The sequence below is a fragment of the Sphingomonas sp. Leaf38 genome, from assembly GCF_001421825.1.
Lineage (GTDB): Bacteria > Pseudomonadota > Alphaproteobacteria > Sphingomonadales > Sphingomonadaceae > Sphingomonas.
The window spans coordinates 1-19,887 of record NZ_LMLD01000008.1 but is presented as its reverse complement, the minus strand read 5'-3'; the positions used below and the strand labels follow the sequence as shown (position 1 = coordinate 19,887).

Sequence of the window (19,887 nt, the reverse complement as noted above, 5' to 3'; positions counted from 1 at the left end):
CCCCCAAGGATTCATCTTGAGATGCTTCCACTGCCGCTGCTCGCCGACCGGTGCCATGTCACAGACTGCTCGTCGAAGCGGTCCGCGATCCGCTTTTCATGGAGGAAGATGCGCAGGCGCTGCGGATTGGGGAAGGCGGCGGGCGAGGTGAACAGTCGAAGCTTCGCGGTCGATGGCGGCGTCAGGGTCGTCATGGTGAATCCCTACCGAGTGACCGGTAGCCTGGTGAATGCGAGCTTGCCTCGGGAGCGTCCAGGTCCCTCTACCAGTTGGTCGGTTCCATGATGGACGATGCGTTTGGGGACTTCGAACTCCAGGGAAGCGGTGCTTGCCGCGGCGAAGCGCAGCGCGATGGGGCGCGGCTATGACGGCTTCGACTTTCGCGATATCGCCGCCGAGGTCGGGATCAACGCGCCGAGCATCTATCATCATTTCCCAACCAAGGCCGATCTTGGTGCGGCGGTGGTGCGGCGCTATTGGGAGAATGCGGTCGCGCAACTGGCGGCGATTTCGAACGCGGAGCTTGATCCGCTCGCGGCGCTGCGCCGCTATCCCGACATCTTCCGCCAATCGCTATCGAACGACAACCGCGTCTGCCGGTTGAGCTTCATGGCGGCGGAACATGACGATCTTCCGGAGCCGGTGAAGGCCGAGGTTCAAGGCTTTGCCGGCGTCAACGTGACCTGGCTCGGCACGCTGCTCGTCACTGCCGACGTCGTCGGCCCCGACGAAAGCGAGAACAGGGCACGTGCCATCTATGCGGCCGTCACGGGCGCGCAGCTTTTCGCAAGGGATTGCGCCCATATCGCGCTGTTCGACACGATGATCGATAGCTACCGCAAGGCCGGGCTCTTGCCGGGGTAAGCCCCTGCCGCTGCGACGCGCTCAGCGTTCCGGCTTCAAGCCGGGAATACTCCGGTGGATTAGACCCCTTGGCGCGGCTCGAACGCGGACCTGGCGTCAGCGGCGAGGCCGATCTCGGCATAGGCCAGTATGCGACCGCTGACATGACGGTTGCATAACGGGGTAGGGCGGGCATCCCAATACGAGAACCCTTCGCACGAGCGTCACCTACCGAATTTGGGCGGCGCTGACGGCCGGTGCCGGAAGGTAACGATCGAGAAATTGCTGGTGCATTGGCATGCCGGCGACCGCGTCCGCGATGGTGCTGCGGATGTTGGTCAACACGCCGGCGAGCTGCGCGCCACCCATGATGCTGCCCAAGCGGTGGTGATCGCGCGGAGCAAGCCGCTGGCCGAGCATCACCTGCACCCAGCTGGCCACCCGAAACAGGTCCTCGCCACCCTGATAGGCCTGCGCGGCCTCAGCGAACAGCGCGATGCGCTCGACCAGCGTGGCGGGGATCGGCATATCCCGGCGCGCCGCCCAGAAGGGCTCGGTCCGTTCGTTCAGGTGATAATGGAGGACGATGAAGTCGCGCACCCGCTCCAGCTCGGCCTGCGCCTGCTCGTTGAACCGCGTCACCGCCGCGGGCGCGATACCGCCGAACGGAAACGCCTGCATCAGCCGGGTGACGCCGGTCATGACGAGGTGGATGCTGGTCGATTCGAGCGGCTCGACGAACCCGCTGGCGAGGCTGAGCGCGACGCAGTTCCCCATCCACACCTGCCGCCGGCGACCGGTGCGGAAACGGATCAGCCGCGGTTCGGTCAGCGGCGCACCGTCGATCGCGCTGAGCAGCCTCGCATGCGCTTCATCGTCGGACAGGTGGTCGCTGGCATAGACCAGCCCGTTGCCCACGCGGTGCTGCAACGGGATCCGCCAGCGCCAGCCTGCGTCATGCGCGATCGCGCGGGTGTAGGGATGCGCGGGGCCGGTCGCCGCGCTTTGCACGGCCAGCGCGCTGTTGGTGGGCAGCCAGTGCGACCAGTCCTCATACCCGGCGGCATAGGTGCCCTCGATCAGCAGCCCGCGAAACCCGGTGCAGTCGATGAACAGATCGCCTTCAACCCGCTCGCCCGAGTCGAGGACGAGCGCGCGTATGAATCCGGTTTCGCCGTCGCGGTCGACGCTGGCGATGCGGCCCTCGATCCGCTTCAGCCCGTTGGCCTCGCTACGCGCGCGTAGGAAGCGGGCATAAAGTCCTGCATCGAGGTGATAGGCGTAGTGGATCTCGCCTTCGGACGGCAAGGCGAACCGCTCCGCCTTGGCCGCCTGAAGCTCCAGGCAATAGTCGCCGATCTCGCTCGGATCGCCCGCGGCCTTGGCGGCAAGCCAGAAATGGTGGAAATCGCCCATCCACGTTGATTTGCCGAGGTCGCCGAACGAATGGATGTAGCGATCGCCGTCGCGCGCCCAGTTCTCGAACGAAATGCCGAGCTTGAACGTGGCTTGCGTCGCGCGCATGAATTCGCGCTCGTCGAGGCCCAGGATCGCGTGGAAGGACCGCATCGTCGGGATCGTCGCTTCGCCGACTCCGATCGTGCCGATCTCGTCGGATTCGACCAGCGTGATGTCGAGCAACTGCCCCAATTGTCGCGACAGCGCGGCGGCGGCGAGCCAGCCCGCGGTGCCGCCGCCGGCGATGACCACTTTCTTGACGCGCTGCTCGGTCATGATCCGCTCCTATCGATTGATGCGCTGGAGGATTTTGGCGCGCAACCGCCGCGCCGACATCGCATCCAGCGGCGCGAGCTCGCCTTGTGCAAGCTCGGGCAGGTGCGCTCGGGCTTGGTCCGCGGGACCGAAGACATAATGGTCGAACATCGCGCGCCACGCCTGCTTCTCGTGATCGGGCCGGTCGCGCAGCGACAACAGGCCGTGGAGCAGCGTGTTCATCGGCGTATCCATGAACCGCGGCACCGCGTTCCACCAATAGTTGATCATCACGTTGAACGCGTCGAGCGCCTCGACATTGTGCCACCACAAGGCCGGGTAGAGCAGCACGTCGCCCGGCTCGAGTTCGGCGACCTCGGCGTGCGCCAGCGCCTCGGCGAAGCGCGGGTAGCGGTCGAAATCGGGGGCGCGGAGGTCGACCATGCTGACGACCTGTCCGCCGGGCGTCGGCTCCAGCGGTCCGGGATAGAGGTTGGCAACCTGCTCCGGCGGGAACAGCGTGAAGCGCCGCCGGCCGACGATGCAGCATGCTAGGTTGTTCGACATGTCGTAATGTGTCGAGGCGATGGTCCGATTGCCGATCCAGATGCTGACCAGCGGTGGGTGCTCGGCGAGCTGCGGATCGCCGAACGGCAACGCCGCCTCCGCGCGAAGGCCCGGCAGATACAGATCGATGTCGGTCGAGCCGATATAGATGGCGGGCGCGTCCGGATTGCCGAGGTCGGCGAGGATCTGATCAAGATAGCCGGACAGCGACCCGCTCTCCCGCTTGAAGTTCAGCGCCGCGCAATCGTCGGCATAGGCGAAGCGGCCGCCGATCGCCGGATCGCCCAGATACGCCGTGACAGGACGCCCCCCGTCGAACTGTTTGAGCCACGTCATCGCCGGCATTGCGCCTTCCAGCCCGACGGCAACCAGCGGCAGGTCGCGCGCGATCCCGCGCAGGATCACCGGGCGGCCGTCGGCGATGAGATCGGCAATGGGCACGCTGGCCGCGTCCTCGCCTTCGATCACACGCGTACGGCGCGTGCTACCCGACACCGCGCTCAACCGAACTGGTTCAGCAGCGGCTGCTTGCGGGCAATCAACTGCTGGATATTGCCGAGCGACGCTGCGGCGAGGATGGCGAGACGCAGTACGCCCGAGGCATGCAGCCGCTCGAGCGGGTCGCCCGTCAGCGCGGCCATCTGCTCTATGTCGACGACGAGCACGTCGGGAATCGTGTAGCGACGCTCTTCGCTTACATCGACGGTCAGCGTCACCGGCGTCAGGAGGCCCGCTTCGTCGAGTGCGGCATAGGCGGCCGGCGCGGTGTTCATCCCCTCGTACAGCAGGCGCAACACGCCCGTGACATGATCGAGGTACGGCGTGTTGCCGCCATGCTCGAGGAAGAGCAGCAGGCCAGCATCCTCGCCGACGCGCAGGTCGTCAAGATCCACCTGCAGCATCGGCTCGTCGATCGCATCGCCGGGCGCGCGGACGATCCCGATCGAGAAGGGGCCGCGCTGATGACTGGCGGGCACATAACGGCTCGTCCAATGGTCGTCGGCGAGAAAGAGGTTCTCGTCGCGGTCCAGGCCGAGCAGCGCATAGGCCTGCATGCCCTCGTCGCGACGACGGAAGACGATGGCGAACTCGCGCTGCACCTGCTCGAACTCGGCGGGAAAAATCAGCGCCTGATTGGCGGCGTCGCCGAACGCGGCCCCCGCGCGGGGGGTGATACGCAATTCGGCATGGTCGATATTGTTGAGCTGTACGAGGTTCATCCGCTCCGGTTCCGCTTTTCCATAAGGTCTATCAGCGCGATGGCGACCGACAAAAGAAAAAGGCCGCTGCAGCTCGTTGCGGCGGCCTTTCTTCCTAGCCGGAAGTGGACCGAAATCCACGCCTGCAGGCATCAAAAGCGGTAGCGCGCACCGAGATAGAAGCGTGGCTTAAGCTCCTGCACATACACCAGGTTGGTCTCGGTCCGGCCATATTGACGGAATGGCTCGCTCGTCAAATTGACGGCTTCGAGCGACACCGAAAAGGCCGGTGTGACGTCGTAGCTGATGCTGCCGTCCAGCGTACCGAACGCCGCGGTGAACAGTGGGTTGCGGTTGTCGCCCTGGTTGGTGGCCGCCAGATACTTGTCGCGCCAGTTGTACGAGACGCGCGCCGAGATACCCCCCTTGTCGTAGATCGCAGTCAGGTTGGCGCTGTCGCCAAGCCCGGTAAGAGCGAAGATATTGACGTTCGGATCGGCATAGGGATCAACATTCACGTCACCGCTGACCTTGGTGTACGAGACCGCAAAACCGAAGCCGGATTGCCCGAAGAAATTGGTCCAGGCGACTTCGAACCCGTGGATGTTGGCGTCGCGGTTATTGATCGGCTCGCTGATCGCGAAGTTGACGAGCGGATCCTGAGCATCGCCGACCAGGTTAACGGCCAGCGCAAGATCGGTGTAGAACGTACCGCGAAATTTGCCCGTGGCGGCGTCAAACCCGTTCTGGAACGCCGCGGTCGCCGCCGCCTGGTTTCCGGCATTCTGCTGCAACAGCGCGGTGTAGGCGAACAGGTTTTCGTCGGTGGTGGCGATATTGTTAGTCCTGAGATAGTCCAGCGCCGTGCCGGACCGCGTTCCGGGCGCACCCGAACCGGGATCGCGCAATCCGAAGAGGTTGCCGTTGCTTACCTGATTGCCGACGAAGTTGCGCACGTTCTTGTTGAAGAACCCGACCGACACGAAGCTCGTCGGCTTGTAATACCACTCGACCGACACGTCGAAATTGTCCGAAACCAGCGGCAACAATGCCGGGTTCTGCCGGTTTGCCGGTGCTGATCCTGAGCCCAGCGCGGTTGGACGGGTTGGTGCGTTGGCCGTGACGGACGCGAACAGGCTGCCATAATCCGCGCGCGCCAGCGTCCGGCTAAACGACGTACGCGCAACCACGTTGTCGAGCACTTCGATATTGAAGTCGAGCGATGGCAGCAGATTGTCATATTTCGACTTGACGTTCACTGCGCCGCCCGCCGCGCCGCCGAGGACGGCAAAGTCATTATCCGACTGCCATTCCAAGGCCGACGGGATCGTCTGGAGAGCCAGCGAGTTCACCCGTGTCTGCTCGTAGCGGACGCCGATCAGAGCATTGGCCGTGCGTCCGCCGATGTCGCCGTGCCAGGCCATCTGACCATAGATCGCCCACGTCTTCTCCCCCACCGTGTTGTCCGACGATGCCCGCTCCACTTTGTTGCGACCAGGAACGTTCTCATAAAATGGCGAGAAGATGTCGAGCAGATCGACCGCGTCGCCCCGGAATGCGACCAGCGCCGACCCGGTCGAGTTGGGGTTGTACTTGTCGAACTTGCAGGTCAGGCAATAGGTGCTGACAAGGTCGCCCGCGAGCCGGTCGACAATACCGGTATCCGTGATGCCCCAGTCGCCGAGAAGCTGTTCCGTGTTCGAGCTCGTCGAGTGGATCTTGGCGTCGACATAGTTGCCGCCCACGACGAACCGGCTTTCGTTGCCCAGATCCCAGCCCAGTTCCGCGTTGTACTGGTTGATCCTCGATTCCTGTCTCGAGAAGATCTCCCGCGCGATCTGCGTACCCACGTCGCCGATGTCCAGCACGTTGTTGCAGTTGCCGCCACGGCCACCGTTGGTCGCGTTGCAATCGTTCAGAGTCTCCGACTGTTGCGGGAAGCCATTGGAGAAATCGACCTTATGCGTCGCGCGCACGGGGGCACCGATCGATATCGTCGTTGCCGACGTTCCGTTCGCATTGTCAGGATCGGTCGTGGATTTGGAGTGGTTCGCATCGAGCTTCAGCGACAGCGCATCCGTGAAGTTCCACTTCAAATTGCCGCCGACCGAGTATAGCTCGGTCTTCGTTGCGAAACGCTGCTGCTCGTACCCCTTGTCCGCCTGCTTGGCCTCGGCGAGGATGATCGCGGACTGCATCTGCTTGTTGTCGTCGAACGTGATGTCGCTGAACGGCCGCTGAAACCAGTTGGTCTGCTCGCTGCGCTCGTCGCTCAGCTTGTTGCGGGCATACAGGCCGTCGATCGTGATCTCCAGCCGATCCGTTGGCTTGAACTGGATGTTCGCCTGACCGTTGAGACGCTCGCGTCGGTTCTCGGAAAACTGGTAGCGGCTATCGTTCGGGATCTGGACGTACGCCGTCGTGGGACGGTTCGTGATGTTTGTGGTCGGGCTGATATACGTCGTCGTATTCAGGAAATTGTTGAGGGAAACGATGTTCCAATAATTCGGATTGGACTGAACCGACGCCGACTCGCGAAGCTGATAACTGCCGAACAGATTGACCCCGAAGGTTTCGCTCGGGTTCTTCCAGTTGATGAGACCCGAAAGCTCGGGCGTGACCTTTTTGAGATTGGCCTCAGCCTTCTCCACCGAGCTGTCGTACAGCGCCTTGGCGCCGATCGAACCCGACAGGCCGTCTTCGCGTGCGTCGAGCGGGTGGCGCGTGACGACGTTGATCGCAGCGCCGATGCCGCCCGACGGGATGTTGGCGCGGCCGGTTTTGTAGACCTCGAGCGTGGCGACGCCTTCGGACGCGAGATTCTGAAAGTCGAAGGAGCGGCCGGTACCGACCGCGAAGGCGTTGCCGGTGCTGGTATCGATGCTCGTCGATGCGAGCTGCCGACCGTTCAGCGTCACGAGGTTGAAGCCCCCGCTGAACCCGCGCACCGCGACCTGCGAGCCTTCGCCGTTGGCGCGGGTGATCGATACGCCAGTGATCCGCTGCAGCGATTCCGCCAGGTTGGTGTCGGGGAACTTGCCGATATCTTCCGCTGAGATGGCGTCGACGACGCCCGCGGAATTGCGCTTGATGTCGATTGCGCGGTCGAGGCTGGCGCGGATGCCGGTGACGACGATATCTTCGGTCGTCCCGGCCGTGCCGTCACCCAGGGGCGCCGTCGCAGGCGCCGAGTCTGGCCGCGTCTGCTGGACGGTCTGGGGCGCGGTGGTGGTTTGAGTGCCCTGATCGGTCTGAGCGGTGCCCGCCGGCATGGCGCCAGTCTGTGCGGTGGCCGTACCCGACGCTGCCAAGCCAGCAACGACGGCGATCGTCGATACCGAATGCGCGAGCGCGCGCGGAAATTTGATCATAAATCCTCCCCTATCCCGGCCTGCCTGTTCCGGCCGGAGTGCACACGGTCGTTGCCGTGTATGATAGGGCTACCATCTAGCTAGATGATGTCAACACCGGTCACGTAGAGCTAGGCGGTCGACGTAGTTGTATTCCCGCATTCTACCTGGGTAACTTATGTGAATCGGCTTGATTCCAAAGGCGTTACCCTTTCGAAACCCAAGAGACTCACCAGCGGAAAGAAATGGTATACCAATGTCGGGAGGAGATTATTTGCCCTGTGTGGTATATTGGGCACGACTTTGTTGCGGCAGCGGTCCATCATCCATCAGAGCAATAATCAAGTCGATATTGATTTAAATTAAAGTAGTGGAAGGGGCAGCTATCGGGCGTTGAAAGGCCTATTGACACTGTCGGATGGCGTTAGCCTGTTCATAGCCAGGATACCCGGCACGGCCGCTGTCGATATCGTTTACGTCATTGAAATGCCCAATCTGTAATCCAGCGTGCGGGTATCAAATATCACAATGATAGCGATATCTCGATGGCGGCCAGAGGTGCTGGCGAACCAGGGATGTCGCGTCAGCCAAGCGGAGCATGCCGTCCGTCGCGTGGCATTGCGTCAAGGAGGGCCGAGATCACCAGAGGCAAACCGAGCCGGTATCAACAGTTTGCGGCGCGTCGCGACATGGTGAAGCAACAGACCGATCGCGCATGGTAAGATCACCGTTCGCAACACGGTGGGCTGCCCAAAGACTGGCGCTCACCGGGATATGCCTTGGCTGCAGCTTCATGGCGAATGTGCAACCGCGAACGATCCCGGCCGCCGACGCATTCGGCATGGCGTTCTGGCTAATAGATATCCCGGCGATAGCGCCCTGTTTCAGCCATCGCTTCCAATCGCGCATCGCCAAGAATGACGCGCAACGTGGCGTCGACCGCACTCGCCATCCCGGCGAGGCTGCCGCATACGTACAGAACGGCGCCGCGAGCCACCCAGTCGACAATCTCGTCGGCGGCATCGGCAGCGAGATGCTGGACGTAGCGACCGCAATCCGCGTCGCGCGAGAAGGCGCGATCGACCCGCGCCAATGTCCCGTCGCTGACGAGCGCCGCCAATTCCGTCGCGTAGGGTCGGTCGTGCGCACGCGATCGCTCGCCATATAGCAGCCATGCGGGCGCACCGCCGCGGGCCGCGCGATCACGCAGGTGCGCCATTAGCCCGGCCAGTCCGGTGCCGTTACCTATCAAGATGATGGGCGCGGCGGGATCGGCGTTCGCAAATCCCGGATTCTCACGGAGCCGCATCAAGACCGTCCCGCCGATCGGTGCGACATGCGTCAGCCAGCCGGAGCCGATCCCGAGCGCGCCATCTGACGCGGCGCAGGCGCGGACCAGAAGTTCCACCGTGCCCGACGTCGCGATCGAGGCGATCGAATAGTCGCGGTGCGCGAGCGCCTGGAACGGGGCCTCGCTGCCGTCGACGTCGCGGACGTCGGGCAGCATCTTGTCCATCAGCGTTTCGCGCAATCCAGGCTCGTCGGATCGTCCGACGCCCACCAACCATCGGTCGACGCGGGCTGGATCGTGACGCGGCAATACCTCGGCGATCGCGCCGGGCGTCCAGTCGGCCGGTGCATCCGGAATCAGCACGATCCGGTAGACCGCCCCGCCCGGGCTGCCGGGATTGACGTGGTCGCGCGCCACCAGCGTCCACGGGGCATAGGCTGGGCGTTGCCAGTCGGGCTGGATCGCGGCGCCGGCGATCGCCGACAGCTGTTGTTGCCAATGCCGCTCGGCATCGATGTCCGCATCGTCGCGATCGACCCGGTCGAACAGCCGCCGTCCACCACTGGCATGCAGCCACGCATCGACGCGATGCCCGAACGCGCAGAAATCGGGATATTCGCGATCACCGAGCGCAAGTACCGCATAGTCCAGCGTGCCAACATCGATCGGGGCCGCCATCATCGTCGCCGCGAACTTGCGGGCGCGATCGGGGGCGTCGCCCTCGCCATAGGTCGCGACGACGAACAGCGCGCGGGCGGCGGCGCGCAGGCTATCCTGGTCCAGCGTCGCCAGCGCGCGAACGCTCGCGCCGGGGAAGGCCGCAGCGCTTAACCGAGCGATCCGTTCGGCGTTGCCGGTCTGCGAGGCGTAGACCACGAGCATGTCGCTGCCTGACGTGCCGGTCGATGGGATCGTCGACGCCGATACTGCCTTCAGCGCGCGCTTCGACCGCCGCCGTGCGAGATACAGCAGCAGGCCGGTGACGGCGAACACCGGCATAGTGAGGCTGCTCGCGAACAGCAGGATGCGGCCGACGAGGCCGAAAAAGGCGCCCGTATGCAGCGCATAGAAATTCGCCGCTATCGTCGCGCCCGATCCGCGCTTCGCGTAGCGGTCGGCTTTCACGAGCGCGCCTGTCGTCGCATCGAAGCGCAGGTCGTCGGTCATCCGATCGAACCGCGCGCCGCGTGGCAGCACGCGCATGACGACGGGCTTGTCGCCGCTCGGAACCGTGATCGCAACCCAGGCGAAGTGCGACCCTTCGCTAGCCGTGAACCGGGCCCATGCCGGCGCCAATACCGGCGCGGGTGCGGGAGGGGTGACGGACGGCTCGCCGCGGCGCTCGTCGCCTTTGGCGGCCTTGCCCGTCAGCACATAGGTCGCACCGCGCTTATACCAGTCATACGACCAGGTCAGACCGGTCAGCGCGCTGAGCAGGTAGAAGACGACCAGCCAGCCGCCGATCACCGCGTGCAGCGTGCGATACAGGTTGCGCCCGGTCTTGCGCAGGTCGAGCACGAGCCAGGATCGCCAGTCGAGCGCGCGCCGCGGCCAGCGCAGATACAGCCCCGACAGCGCGAAGAAGATCAGCGACAGCGCCGCGAACCCGGTGATCTGTCGGCCGATGCCGTTGGGTCCGCCGGGCAGCGCGAGCCAGCGGTGCAGGTCCATGACCGTGCGGAAGACTGTCTCGCCGGTCGCCGGGCCGAGCAGCACGCCTGTGCGCGGATCGACGAACAGGTGCGGTCCACGACGGACGCCCTTCGGCGGCGCGAACGTCACCTCGGCCGCCCGCGTCGGATCGCGATCGATCACGAGCTGCGTCACGCGTGCACCGTCCCGCTGGTCCGAAGCGGCGGCGATGATCTGGTCTGGCGACAGGCGGGGGAGCGGCGAGGGGGACAGCGTGACGACGCCAGGGCTGAGCGCCGCCATGATCTCGTCCTCGAAGCTCATCATCGCGCCCGTGACGCCCATCAGCACGAGCACGAACCCCGCGGTGATGCCGAGGAACCAGTGGATCTGGAACAGAATGCGGCGAGTCATCGTGCGCCCACCGCCCCGTCAAGGGCGGCATAGAGCAGGCGGACGCCTGCCGGCGCTACCGGCGAGGCGCGGCCGAAACCGAGCGCAACAACCGCGACGCTTGTCGTCACAGTCGGAAACTCATCGTGCCGATCGCCCGCCGCGGATCGCCGATCGCTACGCCGTAGACGTTGACCGCGGACGTGTAATAGGTCCGGTCGAAGACGTTCTTCAGATTGAACTGGAACGTCACCGCTTTTCCCGCCAGCACCGTGTCATAGGTCACGAACGCGTCGGCGACGGTGTAACCCGGCAACCGGAAGCTGTTGGCGCTGTCGCCCGGCCGCTGCGCGACATAGCGCGCACCGCCACCCAGACGCAGGTTGTCGTCGCCGGCGATCGGGCCGACTGCGTAGGCGGCCGACAGCGATGCGGTATGCGGTGCGACGTTGGCGAGTTGCTTGCCTGCGAAGACCGGGTCCTCGGTGGTGCGGGCGTGCGTATGGGCATAGCTGCCGATCACGCTCAGCGTCCTGGTGATCCGTCCCGACACGTCGAACTCGACGCCGCGCGAGATCGCTCGGCCCGCGGCCCGATACTCGGTCAGGCCCGTGGCCGTGTTGAACTGCGACACGAGCACATTGCGCTTGTCGATGTCGTACAGCGCCAGCGTCGCGGTGATCCGGTCGGGGATGTCGAGCTTGGCGCCGACTTCGAACGAGCGCCCGCGTTCGGGGGCGAACCCGGATCCGATCGTGACGCCGCTGGCGAGCGGTGCGATCGTCGACGTCGGCTTGAGCGAACGCGTATAGCTCGCATAGAGCGAAACGACGTCCGCGGCTTTCCAGACGAGCCCGGCCTGCGGCACGAATTCCCATGCGGTGAGGTCGGTGTTGGCGACGAACGGGCGGCCGCGTCCGGCGCGCTGGTCGAAGCCGACCAGACGTCCGCCGGCGCTGACGATCCAGCGGTCGCCGAAAGGAATCGAATCCTGTGCGAACAGCGAGTAGTTGTAGAGGCGGTCGGTCTGATCGCTGTCGCTGGCCGAGACCGCCGAGGGGAATGCCTCCAGTCCGTACACCGGGTTCCCATAGCTGAACGTCGAGCGGACGGGCTGGCGGATCAGGTCGCGGCGGTAATAGCGCCGGTATTCGAACTCAATTCCGACGATCACCTGGTGGTCGAGACCCAGCATTCCGAACGCCCCATCGACATAGGCCTGGGCATAGGCGTCCGTGCCGAGCGATCCGAGCGTGGCATCGTTGCTGCGCGTGAGAGTGCCCCGCGCGACGTTGACGCCGGACACGCGGAGCTGTCCTGCGTCGTAGGTCTCGCTGTTGTAGCTCGAGGCCAAGTGCGCTGCCCAGCCGCCGCCGAGCTGGTGATCTACCGCGAGTTGGACGAGGTGGCTCGACCCGGCCATCCTGTTGTTCAGATCGTCGAGCCGCTGTCGGCGTGGTACGGCAAGCGGCGTCAGCGTGCGCGGATCGAGCGCGGTGCCGCGATCGAACGGATAGTCGAATTTCCGGTATTCGTACCAGAGCACCGCCTGCGTGCGCGGCCCGTACCAGGCGAGCGACGGCGCGATCAGCGTATCGCGGCGCTCGCCGAAATTGCGCCAATAGTCTTCGTCCTGATGATCGACAACGAGGCGCGCGGCGAAATTCCCGCCGAGCGATCCGGTCAGGTCGGCCATGCCCTCCAGCCCGGACCGGCCGGCGGCATAGCTCGATCCGGTCAGCGCGACGGTGAGATGCGTATCGAGCAGCGGTTTCTTGCTGACGACGTTGATGACCCCGCCCGGATCCATGATCCCGTAGAGAAGCGAGGAGGGGCCCTTGAGCACCTCGACGCTTTGCGTAGCGGCATTGAACGCGCGGCCCTGTACCACCGGCGTGCCGTTGTGCATGACGGAACCGTCGCGGTTGCCGCCGAAGCCGCGCTTGAGCACCGTGTCCTGCGTCCCGGCCAGCGTGTTGCCCTGCGTGATCCCGCTGACGTTGGTCAGGACATCGTCGAGATAGCGCGGGCGCTGATCGCGGATAACCTGCGCGGGCACGACGTTTACCGACTGCGGTGTATCGAGCGGTGACGCCGCGGACCGCAGCGTCGATGCGTCGGGCGTTGGCTTGTATCGATCGTCCGCCTCGCTGGGGGTGGGCGATGCGCGGGCGGTAACGACGATCTCCTGATCGCGCCCGCCATGCGACGGGGGTGTCTGCGCGGCAACGCTGTACGGTATCGCGAGCCCCGCCACGGCAATCAGGCAAGTTGAAGTGAGACGCACGAAGAAATTCCCCTGACAGCGCTTCGCACCTACGGAATTTGAGAAAGGTTCGCAATAGCAATAACTCCGCGGTGCCGGCGCCGCGTGTCGGTGTTTGCGCGACACGATAATATGCCGCGTAATGGGACTGTCTCCGTTCGTTCGCCGCAATGACGCGGAGTCCACCTAGTGGCCCCCTCAGTGGCAGCGTCGCCGCCGGGGACAGTTTCAATGCGTATGGTCAAGGGCCTGTTGTTGGCCTCGGGTTCACTCATCCTGGTTTCAAGCACGACCGGTGCACAGGCGCAGGAGCGTCCCGCTGTCGCGCCACCCGCCGAGTCCGCCGCGTCGCAGACCGACGAGACTGGCGAGATCGTCGTCACCGGCAGCTACGCCCGCAGCCTGCGCGCCGCGACCGAGACCAAGCGTCTCGCGGCGTACGGCGTCGACTCGATCAGCTCGACCGACATCGGCAAGTTCCCGACGCAGAACGTCGCCGAGGCGCTGCAGATGGTCCCCGGCGTGACGATCACGCGACCGCGCGGCGAGGGCCTGTATGTCAGCGTGCGCGGGCTGGGGCCGCAGTTCCAGACCACCCTGCTCAACGGCAGCCCGGTCGCGCTGAACGACCTGATCGAGAATGGCGGCGCGAACGGTCGCCAATTCCGGTTCGAGATGCTGCCAGCCGAGTTCACCTCGAGCATCGACGTCGTCAAGACGCCGACCGCCAACATGACCGAGGGCGCGCTGGGCGGTAACATCGACGTCAAGACGTTCCACCCGCTCGACGTCGGCAACAAGACGACGCTCAACCTGCGCGGCACCTATACGAGCCAGACCGACAAGGTGAAGCCGAACGCGACGGTCATCACCAGCGCGACCAATGCCAGCGGCACGTTCGGCATCCTGGCGGGCGCGCAATATTGGCAGAAGGCGGTCCGCAACGATCGCTTCCTGAACTTCGGGTGGAACCTCGACAAGTTCACCGCCCCCGCCTCGGGCGGTCTCGCCCCCGGCCTCTACACGCCGACGCGCACGCGGCCGACGATCGAGACGGAGGATCGCAAGCGCATCTCGGGCATGGTGTCCGCGCAGTGGAAGCCGAACGCCGAGTTCGAGACGACGCTCGACATTCTCGCGACCCGGCTCGACGTCGCCTATGACGAGTTCGGGCTCGACATCTATCCCGACGATGCGAGCGTGGCCGGGCATCGCCCGGTGATCGTGCCCTCCAGCGTCAAGCTCGACGGCGATACGGTGGTCGCCGCGACGATCAACGATGTGCGCTTCATGGCGTCGCGCGAATACAGCCTCAACCGCCACGACCTGCTCAACATCGCGCTGCGGCAGACCTGGGATTCGGATGCCTGGCATGCGTCGGGCGCGGTGAACTGGTCGAGCGCGCACAGCTATCACCCGAACTACAACGAGGGCACGGTGCGCAGCCGCGCGATGTTCTTCGCGCCGCTGACCTATGACGGATCGGCCGGGTACAAGACGATCCCGACCTTCACGACGCCGGTCGACGCGACCAATCCCGCCAATTACCAGCTATACCAGTTCAACATCGCGCCCAAGGACAGCAAGGACTGGGATTTCTATACGCGTGCCGATCTGTCGCACGACTTCGACGGGTTCGTCACCAAGCTGGCGGCGGGGGGCGAATATCACTGGCGCAAGCGCGACTATTTCCGCCGCGATTTCAACGTCAACCCGGCCGCCAACACGCCGCTGTCGTCGCTGGGGGCGGGCGCCTACGAACAGCTGCCGTACGATGATTTTCTGAAAGGCGTGGCGGGCAACACGATACGCCAGTTCCTCGTCCCCGTGACGCAGGCTTATCTCGACGCGTTCTTCACGCATGCGGTCCAGGGATCGCCGCTGACCGCGGGCGATCTCCGCTCGTCGTTCGTCGTGAAGGAAAAGATCTGGGGCGCCTATGCCCGCGCCGATTACGGCTTCGATGTCGGCGCGGTGCCGGTCACTGGCAATATCGGCGTGCGCTACGTCCATACCGATCAGGTCGCGAGCGGCACGCTGACGACGGGCAATGTCGCGACGCCGGCAAGCTTTCCCAAGACGTTCAACAACTGGCTGCCGAGCTTCAACCTGCGCGCCGAGCTGACGCACGACCTGGTCGGGCGCCTGGCCGCGAGCCGCGTGCTCACGCGCCCCAACGTCACCGACAGCGCACCACGCATCACCGTGTCGACCGACGCGCCGACCGCTGGCGGCGGCAACCCGCAGCTGGTGCCGTTTCTGGCGACGCAGTTCGACGGATCGCTCGAATGGTATTTCAACCGCGAAGGTTCGCTGACGGGCGCGGTGTTCTACAAGGCGATGGACGATTACATCACGCAGCAGAACGTCAATATCGACATCCCCGGTCGCGGCACGGTGCTGCTGTCGACGCAGGTGAACGGCGGCGACGCGAAGGTCTACGGCGTCGAGGCGGCGTATAACCAGGTGCTCACCTTCCTGCCCGCGCCGTTCGACGGGCTTGGGCTTCAGGCGTCCTATACGCACACCTCGGTCAAGGCGAACTACACCGCGGGCGCGCGGCCGATCCGCGACGAACTCATCGGGCTGTCGAAGAACAGCGCCAACGTCACCGGCTTCTACGAGAAGGGGCCAATCTCGACCCGGCTGTCCTATGTGTGGCGCGACCGGTATCTGTCGGGCACCGGCAGCACGACGCAGGCGCCGGTCTATACCGCGCCGTTCGGATCGCTCGACGGCAACATCTCGGTCAAGGCGAGCGACCGCGTGACCGTCAGCCTGGAGGCGATCAACCTGTCGGGGGCGCATCTCTACACCTACAACGACAAGGACGTGCGGTTCGGCGAGATCAACTATTGGGGCCGGACCGTGCTGTTCGGCGTGCGGGCGGAATTCTGATGCGGATCGCACACATCGCGCTGCTCGCCGCGCTGTCGATCGGCGGCTCGACCCAGGCCGCCAAACCCGATCGCGCCCCGGCCCGGATGAACGACGTCCAGGTCGTCGGTTCGCACAACAGCTTCAAGCCCAAGATCCCGGACGCGGTGATGGCCGAGCTCAGGCGGCGCGATCCGAAGACCGCGGCGGCGCTCGATTATTATCATCTGCCGCTCGCCGCGCAGCTCGATTCCGGCGTGCGCCAGATCGAGATCGACATCTTCGCCGATCCAAAGGGCGGGCGCTATGCGGATCCGAAGGGCGAACGTCTCGCGCAGGTGGCGGGCGAGAAGACCGCGTTCGACCGCGCGGCGATGCTGCGACCAGGGTATAAGGTGTTCCACGTCCCCGACATCGATTACATCTCGACCTGCGTGACGCTGCGGCGGTGCCTCGGCGTGGTCGATGCGTGGTCGCGCGCGCACCCGCGGCACCTGCCGATCATGATCACGATCAATGCCGCCGATACGCAGGCCCCCGCGCAGGTCGCGGCACCGTTGCCGCTCGAAGATCCCGCGCTACTTGACGCGCTTGATCGCGAGATCCGGCAGGCGATACCGGGGCGGCGGCTGATCGTTCCGGACGAGGTCCGGGGCAGGGCGGTAACGCTCTCCGCCTCGATTCATGAGTCCGGTTGGCCGACGCTGGAGGCCGCGCGCGGGCGAATCTACGTGCTGTTCGACGTGCGTCCGGCCGTCTCGAATGCCTATCGCGCGGGGCATCGGTCGCTGCGCGGGCGCGCCATGTTCGGCTGGTATCCCGATGGCGAGCCCGAAAGCGCGATCCAGATCGTCCAGGATCCGCTGGTCGACGGTGCCAGGATCCGCGCTTGGGTGAAGGCCGGCGTGATCGTTCGGACCCGGACCGACTCAGGCACCGTCGAAGCGCGTACCCACGACCTGACCAAGGCGAAAGCAGCGGCCGACAGCGGTGCGCAGGCGGTCAGTACCGACTATTATCCGGGTGCGCCTGATCCGCAGGCGTTCGGTTTTGCTGTGACGTTGCCGGGGGGGGCGATGGCACGGTGCAATCCGATCTGGATTGGGGGACCCTGCTCGGTCAAACCATGACACAGGCCTAGCCGTCGTCGCGTGATCGGGACTGTTTCGCCCGCGAACAAACGTCTTGGTAGGTAAACCTAAGTCTCGGATGCGAGATCCGGTATGCGTCAGGATTGAGCTCGGCCATCCATTGCGTGGCCGCGGCATGATCTGGTCAATTTCGTTGATGATTTTGGCGACCGGCGCCCGCATGAGACGGGTGCCGTTGCGCGGGGAAAGCTGCGCGCGATACGTCTCGGGAAACAAGATTGGGGACATGTCAGCTTCGATCGCGGCGAAATATTCCCGGAGACCGACGCGCAGAAATCGAACAGCGCCTGCGTCAGCGGGCGGTAGGACCGATAGGCTCGAATTGCGGCGCACATCCTTCGGCTGGCCGCAGGGGCATCGCGTTTAGTCCCCGTTATCGTGCCAAGCGCGCGTTGGGGCTGAGAGTTGCTCACCTTGTTACAGAACCTCTCGCGCGACGGCATCATCAGGCATCCGTCATCGTGCCCGAACGTGATGCCGGCTATGGGACGTCGCGTATTGATGCACACTGGAAAGAGTATGAGGTCCGTCATAGTGGTTTGATCAACTTCGATTGAAGGACGGGTGTATGACGGTGGTTTCGGGCGACGTGGTGTCCTCGCATGCGGCTGGCATGGCGGCCGTCCAGTATGACGTGCTTATCGTTGGAGCGGGGCATGGCGGTGCGCAGGCGGCGATCGCGCTGCGTCAAGGCAAGTTCGCGGGCACCATCGCCATGCTGGGCGACGAACCGGGGCTTCCTTATGAGCGGCCGCCTTTATCGAAGGAGTATCTTTCGGGGGAGAAGAGCTTCGTGCGGATTCTGATCCGACAACCCGATTTTTGGGATGAGCGCCATGTCGTAATGTTGCTCGGCAAGCGGGTGGTGCGCGTCGATGCGGATGCACACCGTGTCGAACTGACCGATGGCTCGACGATCTCCTATGGACGACTGATCTGGGCAACCGGCGGGACGCCGCGGCAGCTTACCTGTGCCGGTCACGATCTTGGGGGTGTCCACAGTGTCCGTACCCGCTCGGATGTCGATCGTATCTTTCGTGAGCTCGACGCCACCCGGAATGTAGTCGTGATTGGCGGCGGCTATATCGGCCTCGAGGCGGCAGCCGTTCTTGCCAAGAAGCTCGATAAGCAGGTGATCGTGCTCGAAGCGCTCGACCGAGTGTTGGCGCGTGTCGCCGGCGAACCGCTGTCACGCTTTTACGAGGCCGAGCACCGTGCCCATGGCGTCGAGGTGCGGGTCAATGCGAGGGTCGACCATATCCTCGGCGAGAATCGTGTGACCGGCGTTCGCATGGTCGATGGCGAGATCCTCCCCGCCGATATGGTGATCGTCGGTATCGGCATCACCCCCGCCGTCGCCCCCCTGCTGGAGGCTGGCGCTGCTGGTGGGGACGGCGTCGAGGTCGACGCCTATTGCCGGACCAGCTTGCCCGACATTTATGCGATCGGCGACTGCGCGCTGCATGCCAACGCGTTTGCCGATCACGCCCTCATCCGGCTGGAATCGGTGCAGAACGCAAATGATCAGGCCAATGTCTCGGCCAAACATATACTCGGAATTGGCGAGCCTTATCGAGCCGTGCCTTGGTTCTGGTCGAACCAGTATGACTTGCGTCTCCAGACCGTGGGGCTCTCAATCGGGTTCGACGACGCGATTTTGCGCGGCGATCCTGCGGCGAGAAGCTTTTCGGTCCTGTATCTGAAGGGCGGCCATGTCATCGCGCTCGACTGCGTCAACGCCACGAAGGATTACGTTCAGGGCAAGGCGCTCGTTACAGGCCGCCACGCACCGGACAAGACCAGACTCGCCGATATCAACATCCCGCTGAAGACGATCGCGCTCGATCCAGCCTGAGCGCGTACTTTCAACGTGTCGACCTATTTGCAATCAAAACGTTGGATATCGACTGCGGGTTGGGACAAGGCCTTCCAGGCATGTCGTTAGCATCGGTAGACGGATATCGGCTGCTCAAGCCCGTATCCGAAGACACCGGCGCTCGCTGCGGTTGCTGGGGAACAGACATCGGATGGCTGTGATCTCGATCTGCATAGACCAGCGCGGCCCTGCGCACCGATCCTCAGGCTATCCCGGCTTGCCGCGTACTCCATCCAAGACTCGATCGTCGTGATCTATGTGGTGGCGCAATTTCGTATCTGATGGCCGTGGCTGTGGCACTGCCAGCGCCCAGTAACGGGGAGCGCGGGGCCCTTGGCTGTGCCGCTCAGTGCGTTAGCCAGTCCGCTCGCACGGGTGGACGTGCCGATCGCTTGACGGCAAGCTCGATCGGGAGTGCGAGCCGCGCCATCGTCTCGCTACTGCGACGACCGCGATACTTGCTGCTGCCTGCGATATTCTCGGTCCCGGCGATGCCAATGATGGCGGGCCGATGCCAGCAACGGTGCGGTCTCATGGGACGCCCTGGCACCGGCACTCACTGGTCGACGTATGGCGTCGTCGCGCCGGGCTTGGCGATCGGCGGCGCGGAGAGCGCTGGGGGGCAACTACTTGACGGCGATCGCCGCAGCCCTGGCCGCTGGGGTCCGTGGGGCGTCGAAACGCGCGAGCCGGAGAAAATTGCCACAAATATGCAAGAAAGCGTTTGAC

At 64.5% G+C, this 19,887-nt stretch carries 11 protein-coding genes; 4 read left to right on the top strand and 7 right to left on the bottom strand.

Annotated features, from left to right (window positions below):
* Window positions 1-11 precede the first annotated feature (11 nt).
* Complete coding sequence (locus ASE88_RS19075; protein ID WP_162233379.1) at window positions 12-194, bottom strand: hypothetical protein; 183 nt, start codon at window positions 192-194, stop codon at window positions 12-14.
* A 97-nt stretch (window positions 195-291) separates the two neighbouring features.
* Here ASE88_RS19075 and ASE88_RS01225 point away from each other — a divergent pair, with 97 nt between their 5' ends.
* Window positions 292-864, top strand: coding sequence for a TetR/AcrR family transcriptional regulator (locus ASE88_RS01225; protein WP_055880386.1), 573 nt, complete (start codon window positions 292-294; stop codon window positions 862-864).
* 207 nt (window positions 865-1,071) lie between these two features.
* On the opposite strand, the gene ASE88_RS01220 is transcribed toward ASE88_RS01225, so the two are convergent.
* From ASE88_RS01220 to ASE88_RS01195, 6 genes are all read right to left on the bottom strand, one after another.
* Window positions 1,072-2,577, bottom strand: coding sequence for a tryptophan halogenase family protein (locus tag ASE88_RS01220; RefSeq protein ID WP_056474442.1), 1,506 nt, complete (start codon window positions 2,575-2,577; stop codon window positions 1,072-1,074).
* A gap of 9 nt (window positions 2,578-2,586) precedes the next feature.
* Window positions 2,587-3,564 carry a cupin-like domain-containing protein gene (locus ASE88_RS01215; RefSeq protein ID WP_321163388.1) on the bottom strand — a complete coding sequence of 326 codons (978 nt, stop codon included), beginning with the start codon at window positions 3,562-3,564 and terminating at the stop codon, window positions 2,587-2,589.
* A gap of 59 nt (window positions 3,565-3,623) precedes the next feature.
* Complete coding sequence (locus tag ASE88_RS01210; RefSeq protein WP_235527651.1) at window positions 3,624-4,475, bottom strand: SapC family protein; 852 nt, start codon at window positions 4,473-4,475, stop codon at window positions 3,624-3,626.
* A complete protein-coding gene (locus tag ASE88_RS01205; RefSeq protein ID WP_082463448.1) occupies window positions 4,475-7,693 on the bottom strand; it encodes a TonB-dependent receptor in 3,219 nt (1,072 codons plus the stop codon). Before ASE88_RS01205 ends, ASE88_RS01210 begins: the two co-directional genes overlap by 1 nt.
* 832 nt (window positions 7,694-8,525) lie before the next feature.
* Window positions 8,526-11,009 (bottom strand): PepSY domain-containing protein, encoded by a 2,484-nt coding sequence (locus tag ASE88_RS01200; RefSeq protein WP_055880394.1) that lies wholly within the window; start codon window positions 11,007-11,009, stop codon window positions 8,526-8,528.
* A gap of 106 nt (window positions 11,010-11,115) precedes the next feature.
* Window positions 11,116-13,275 (bottom strand): TonB-dependent siderophore receptor, encoded by a 2,160-nt coding sequence (locus ASE88_RS01195; protein WP_235527643.1) that lies wholly within the window; start codon window positions 13,273-13,275, stop codon window positions 11,116-11,118.
* A gap of 210 nt (window positions 13,276-13,485) precedes the next feature.
* On the opposite strand from ASE88_RS01195, the gene ASE88_RS01190 reads away from it, so the two are divergent.
* The 3 genes from ASE88_RS01190 to ASE88_RS01180 all read left to right on the top strand — a co-directional run bounded on the left by ASE88_RS01190 (window position 13,486) and on the right by ASE88_RS01180 (window position 19,137).
* On the top strand, window positions 13,486-16,152 hold the full coding sequence (locus ASE88_RS01190; RefSeq protein WP_200910119.1) for a TonB-dependent receptor: 2,667 nt from the start codon (window positions 13,486-13,488) through the stop codon (window positions 16,150-16,152).
* Window positions 16,152-17,261, top strand: coding sequence for a Ca2+-dependent phosphoinositide-specific phospholipase C (locus tag ASE88_RS01185; protein ID WP_056474439.1), 1,110 nt, complete (start codon window positions 16,152-16,154; stop codon window positions 17,259-17,261). The genes ASE88_RS01190 and ASE88_RS01185 overlap by 1 nt, the downstream gene beginning before the upstream one ends.
* A 589-nt stretch (window positions 17,262-17,850) precedes the next feature.
* On the top strand, window positions 17,851-19,137 hold the full coding sequence (locus ASE88_RS01180; protein ID WP_235527640.1) for an NAD(P)/FAD-dependent oxidoreductase: 1,287 nt from the start codon (window positions 17,851-17,853) through the stop codon (window positions 19,135-19,137).
* The last annotated feature ends 750 nt before the right edge of the window (window positions 19,138-19,887 follow it).

What these genes read in the sequence shown, in the direction of transcription:
- ASE88_RS19075 (WP_162233379.1), bottom strand. Translation starts at nt 194, where the DNA reads ATGACGACCCTGACGCCGCCATCGACCGCGAAGCTTCGACTGTTCACC.
- ASE88_RS01225 (WP_055880386.1), top strand. Translation starts at nt 292, where the DNA reads ATGCGTTTGGGGACTTCGAACTCCAGGGAAGCGGTGCTTGCCGCGGCG.
- ASE88_RS01220 (WP_056474442.1), bottom strand. Translation starts at nt 2,577, where the DNA reads ATGACCGAGCAGCGCGTCAAGAAAGTGGTCATCGCCGGCGGCGGCACC.
- ASE88_RS01210 (WP_235527651.1), bottom strand. Translation starts at nt 4,475, where the DNA reads ATGCCTGCAGGCGTGGATTTCGGTCCACTTCCGGCTAGGAAGAAAGGC.
- ASE88_RS01205 (WP_082463448.1), bottom strand. Translation starts at nt 7,693, where the DNA reads ATGATCAAATTTCCGCGCGCGCTCGCGCATTCGGTATCGACGATCGCC.
- ASE88_RS01200 (WP_055880394.1), bottom strand. Translation starts at nt 11,009, where the DNA reads ATGACTCGCCGCATTCTGTTCCAGATCCACTGGTTCCTCGGCATCACC.
- ASE88_RS01190 (WP_200910119.1), top strand. Translation starts at nt 13,486, where the DNA reads ATGCGTATGGTCAAGGGCCTGTTGTTGGCCTCGGGTTCACTCATCCTG.
- ASE88_RS01185 (WP_056474439.1), top strand. Translation starts at nt 16,152, where the DNA reads ATGCGGATCGCACACATCGCGCTGCTCGCCGCGCTGTCGATCGGCGGC.
- ASE88_RS01180 (WP_235527640.1), top strand. Translation starts at nt 17,851, where the DNA reads ATGACGGTGGTTTCGGGCGACGTGGTGTCCTCGCATGCGGCTGGCATG.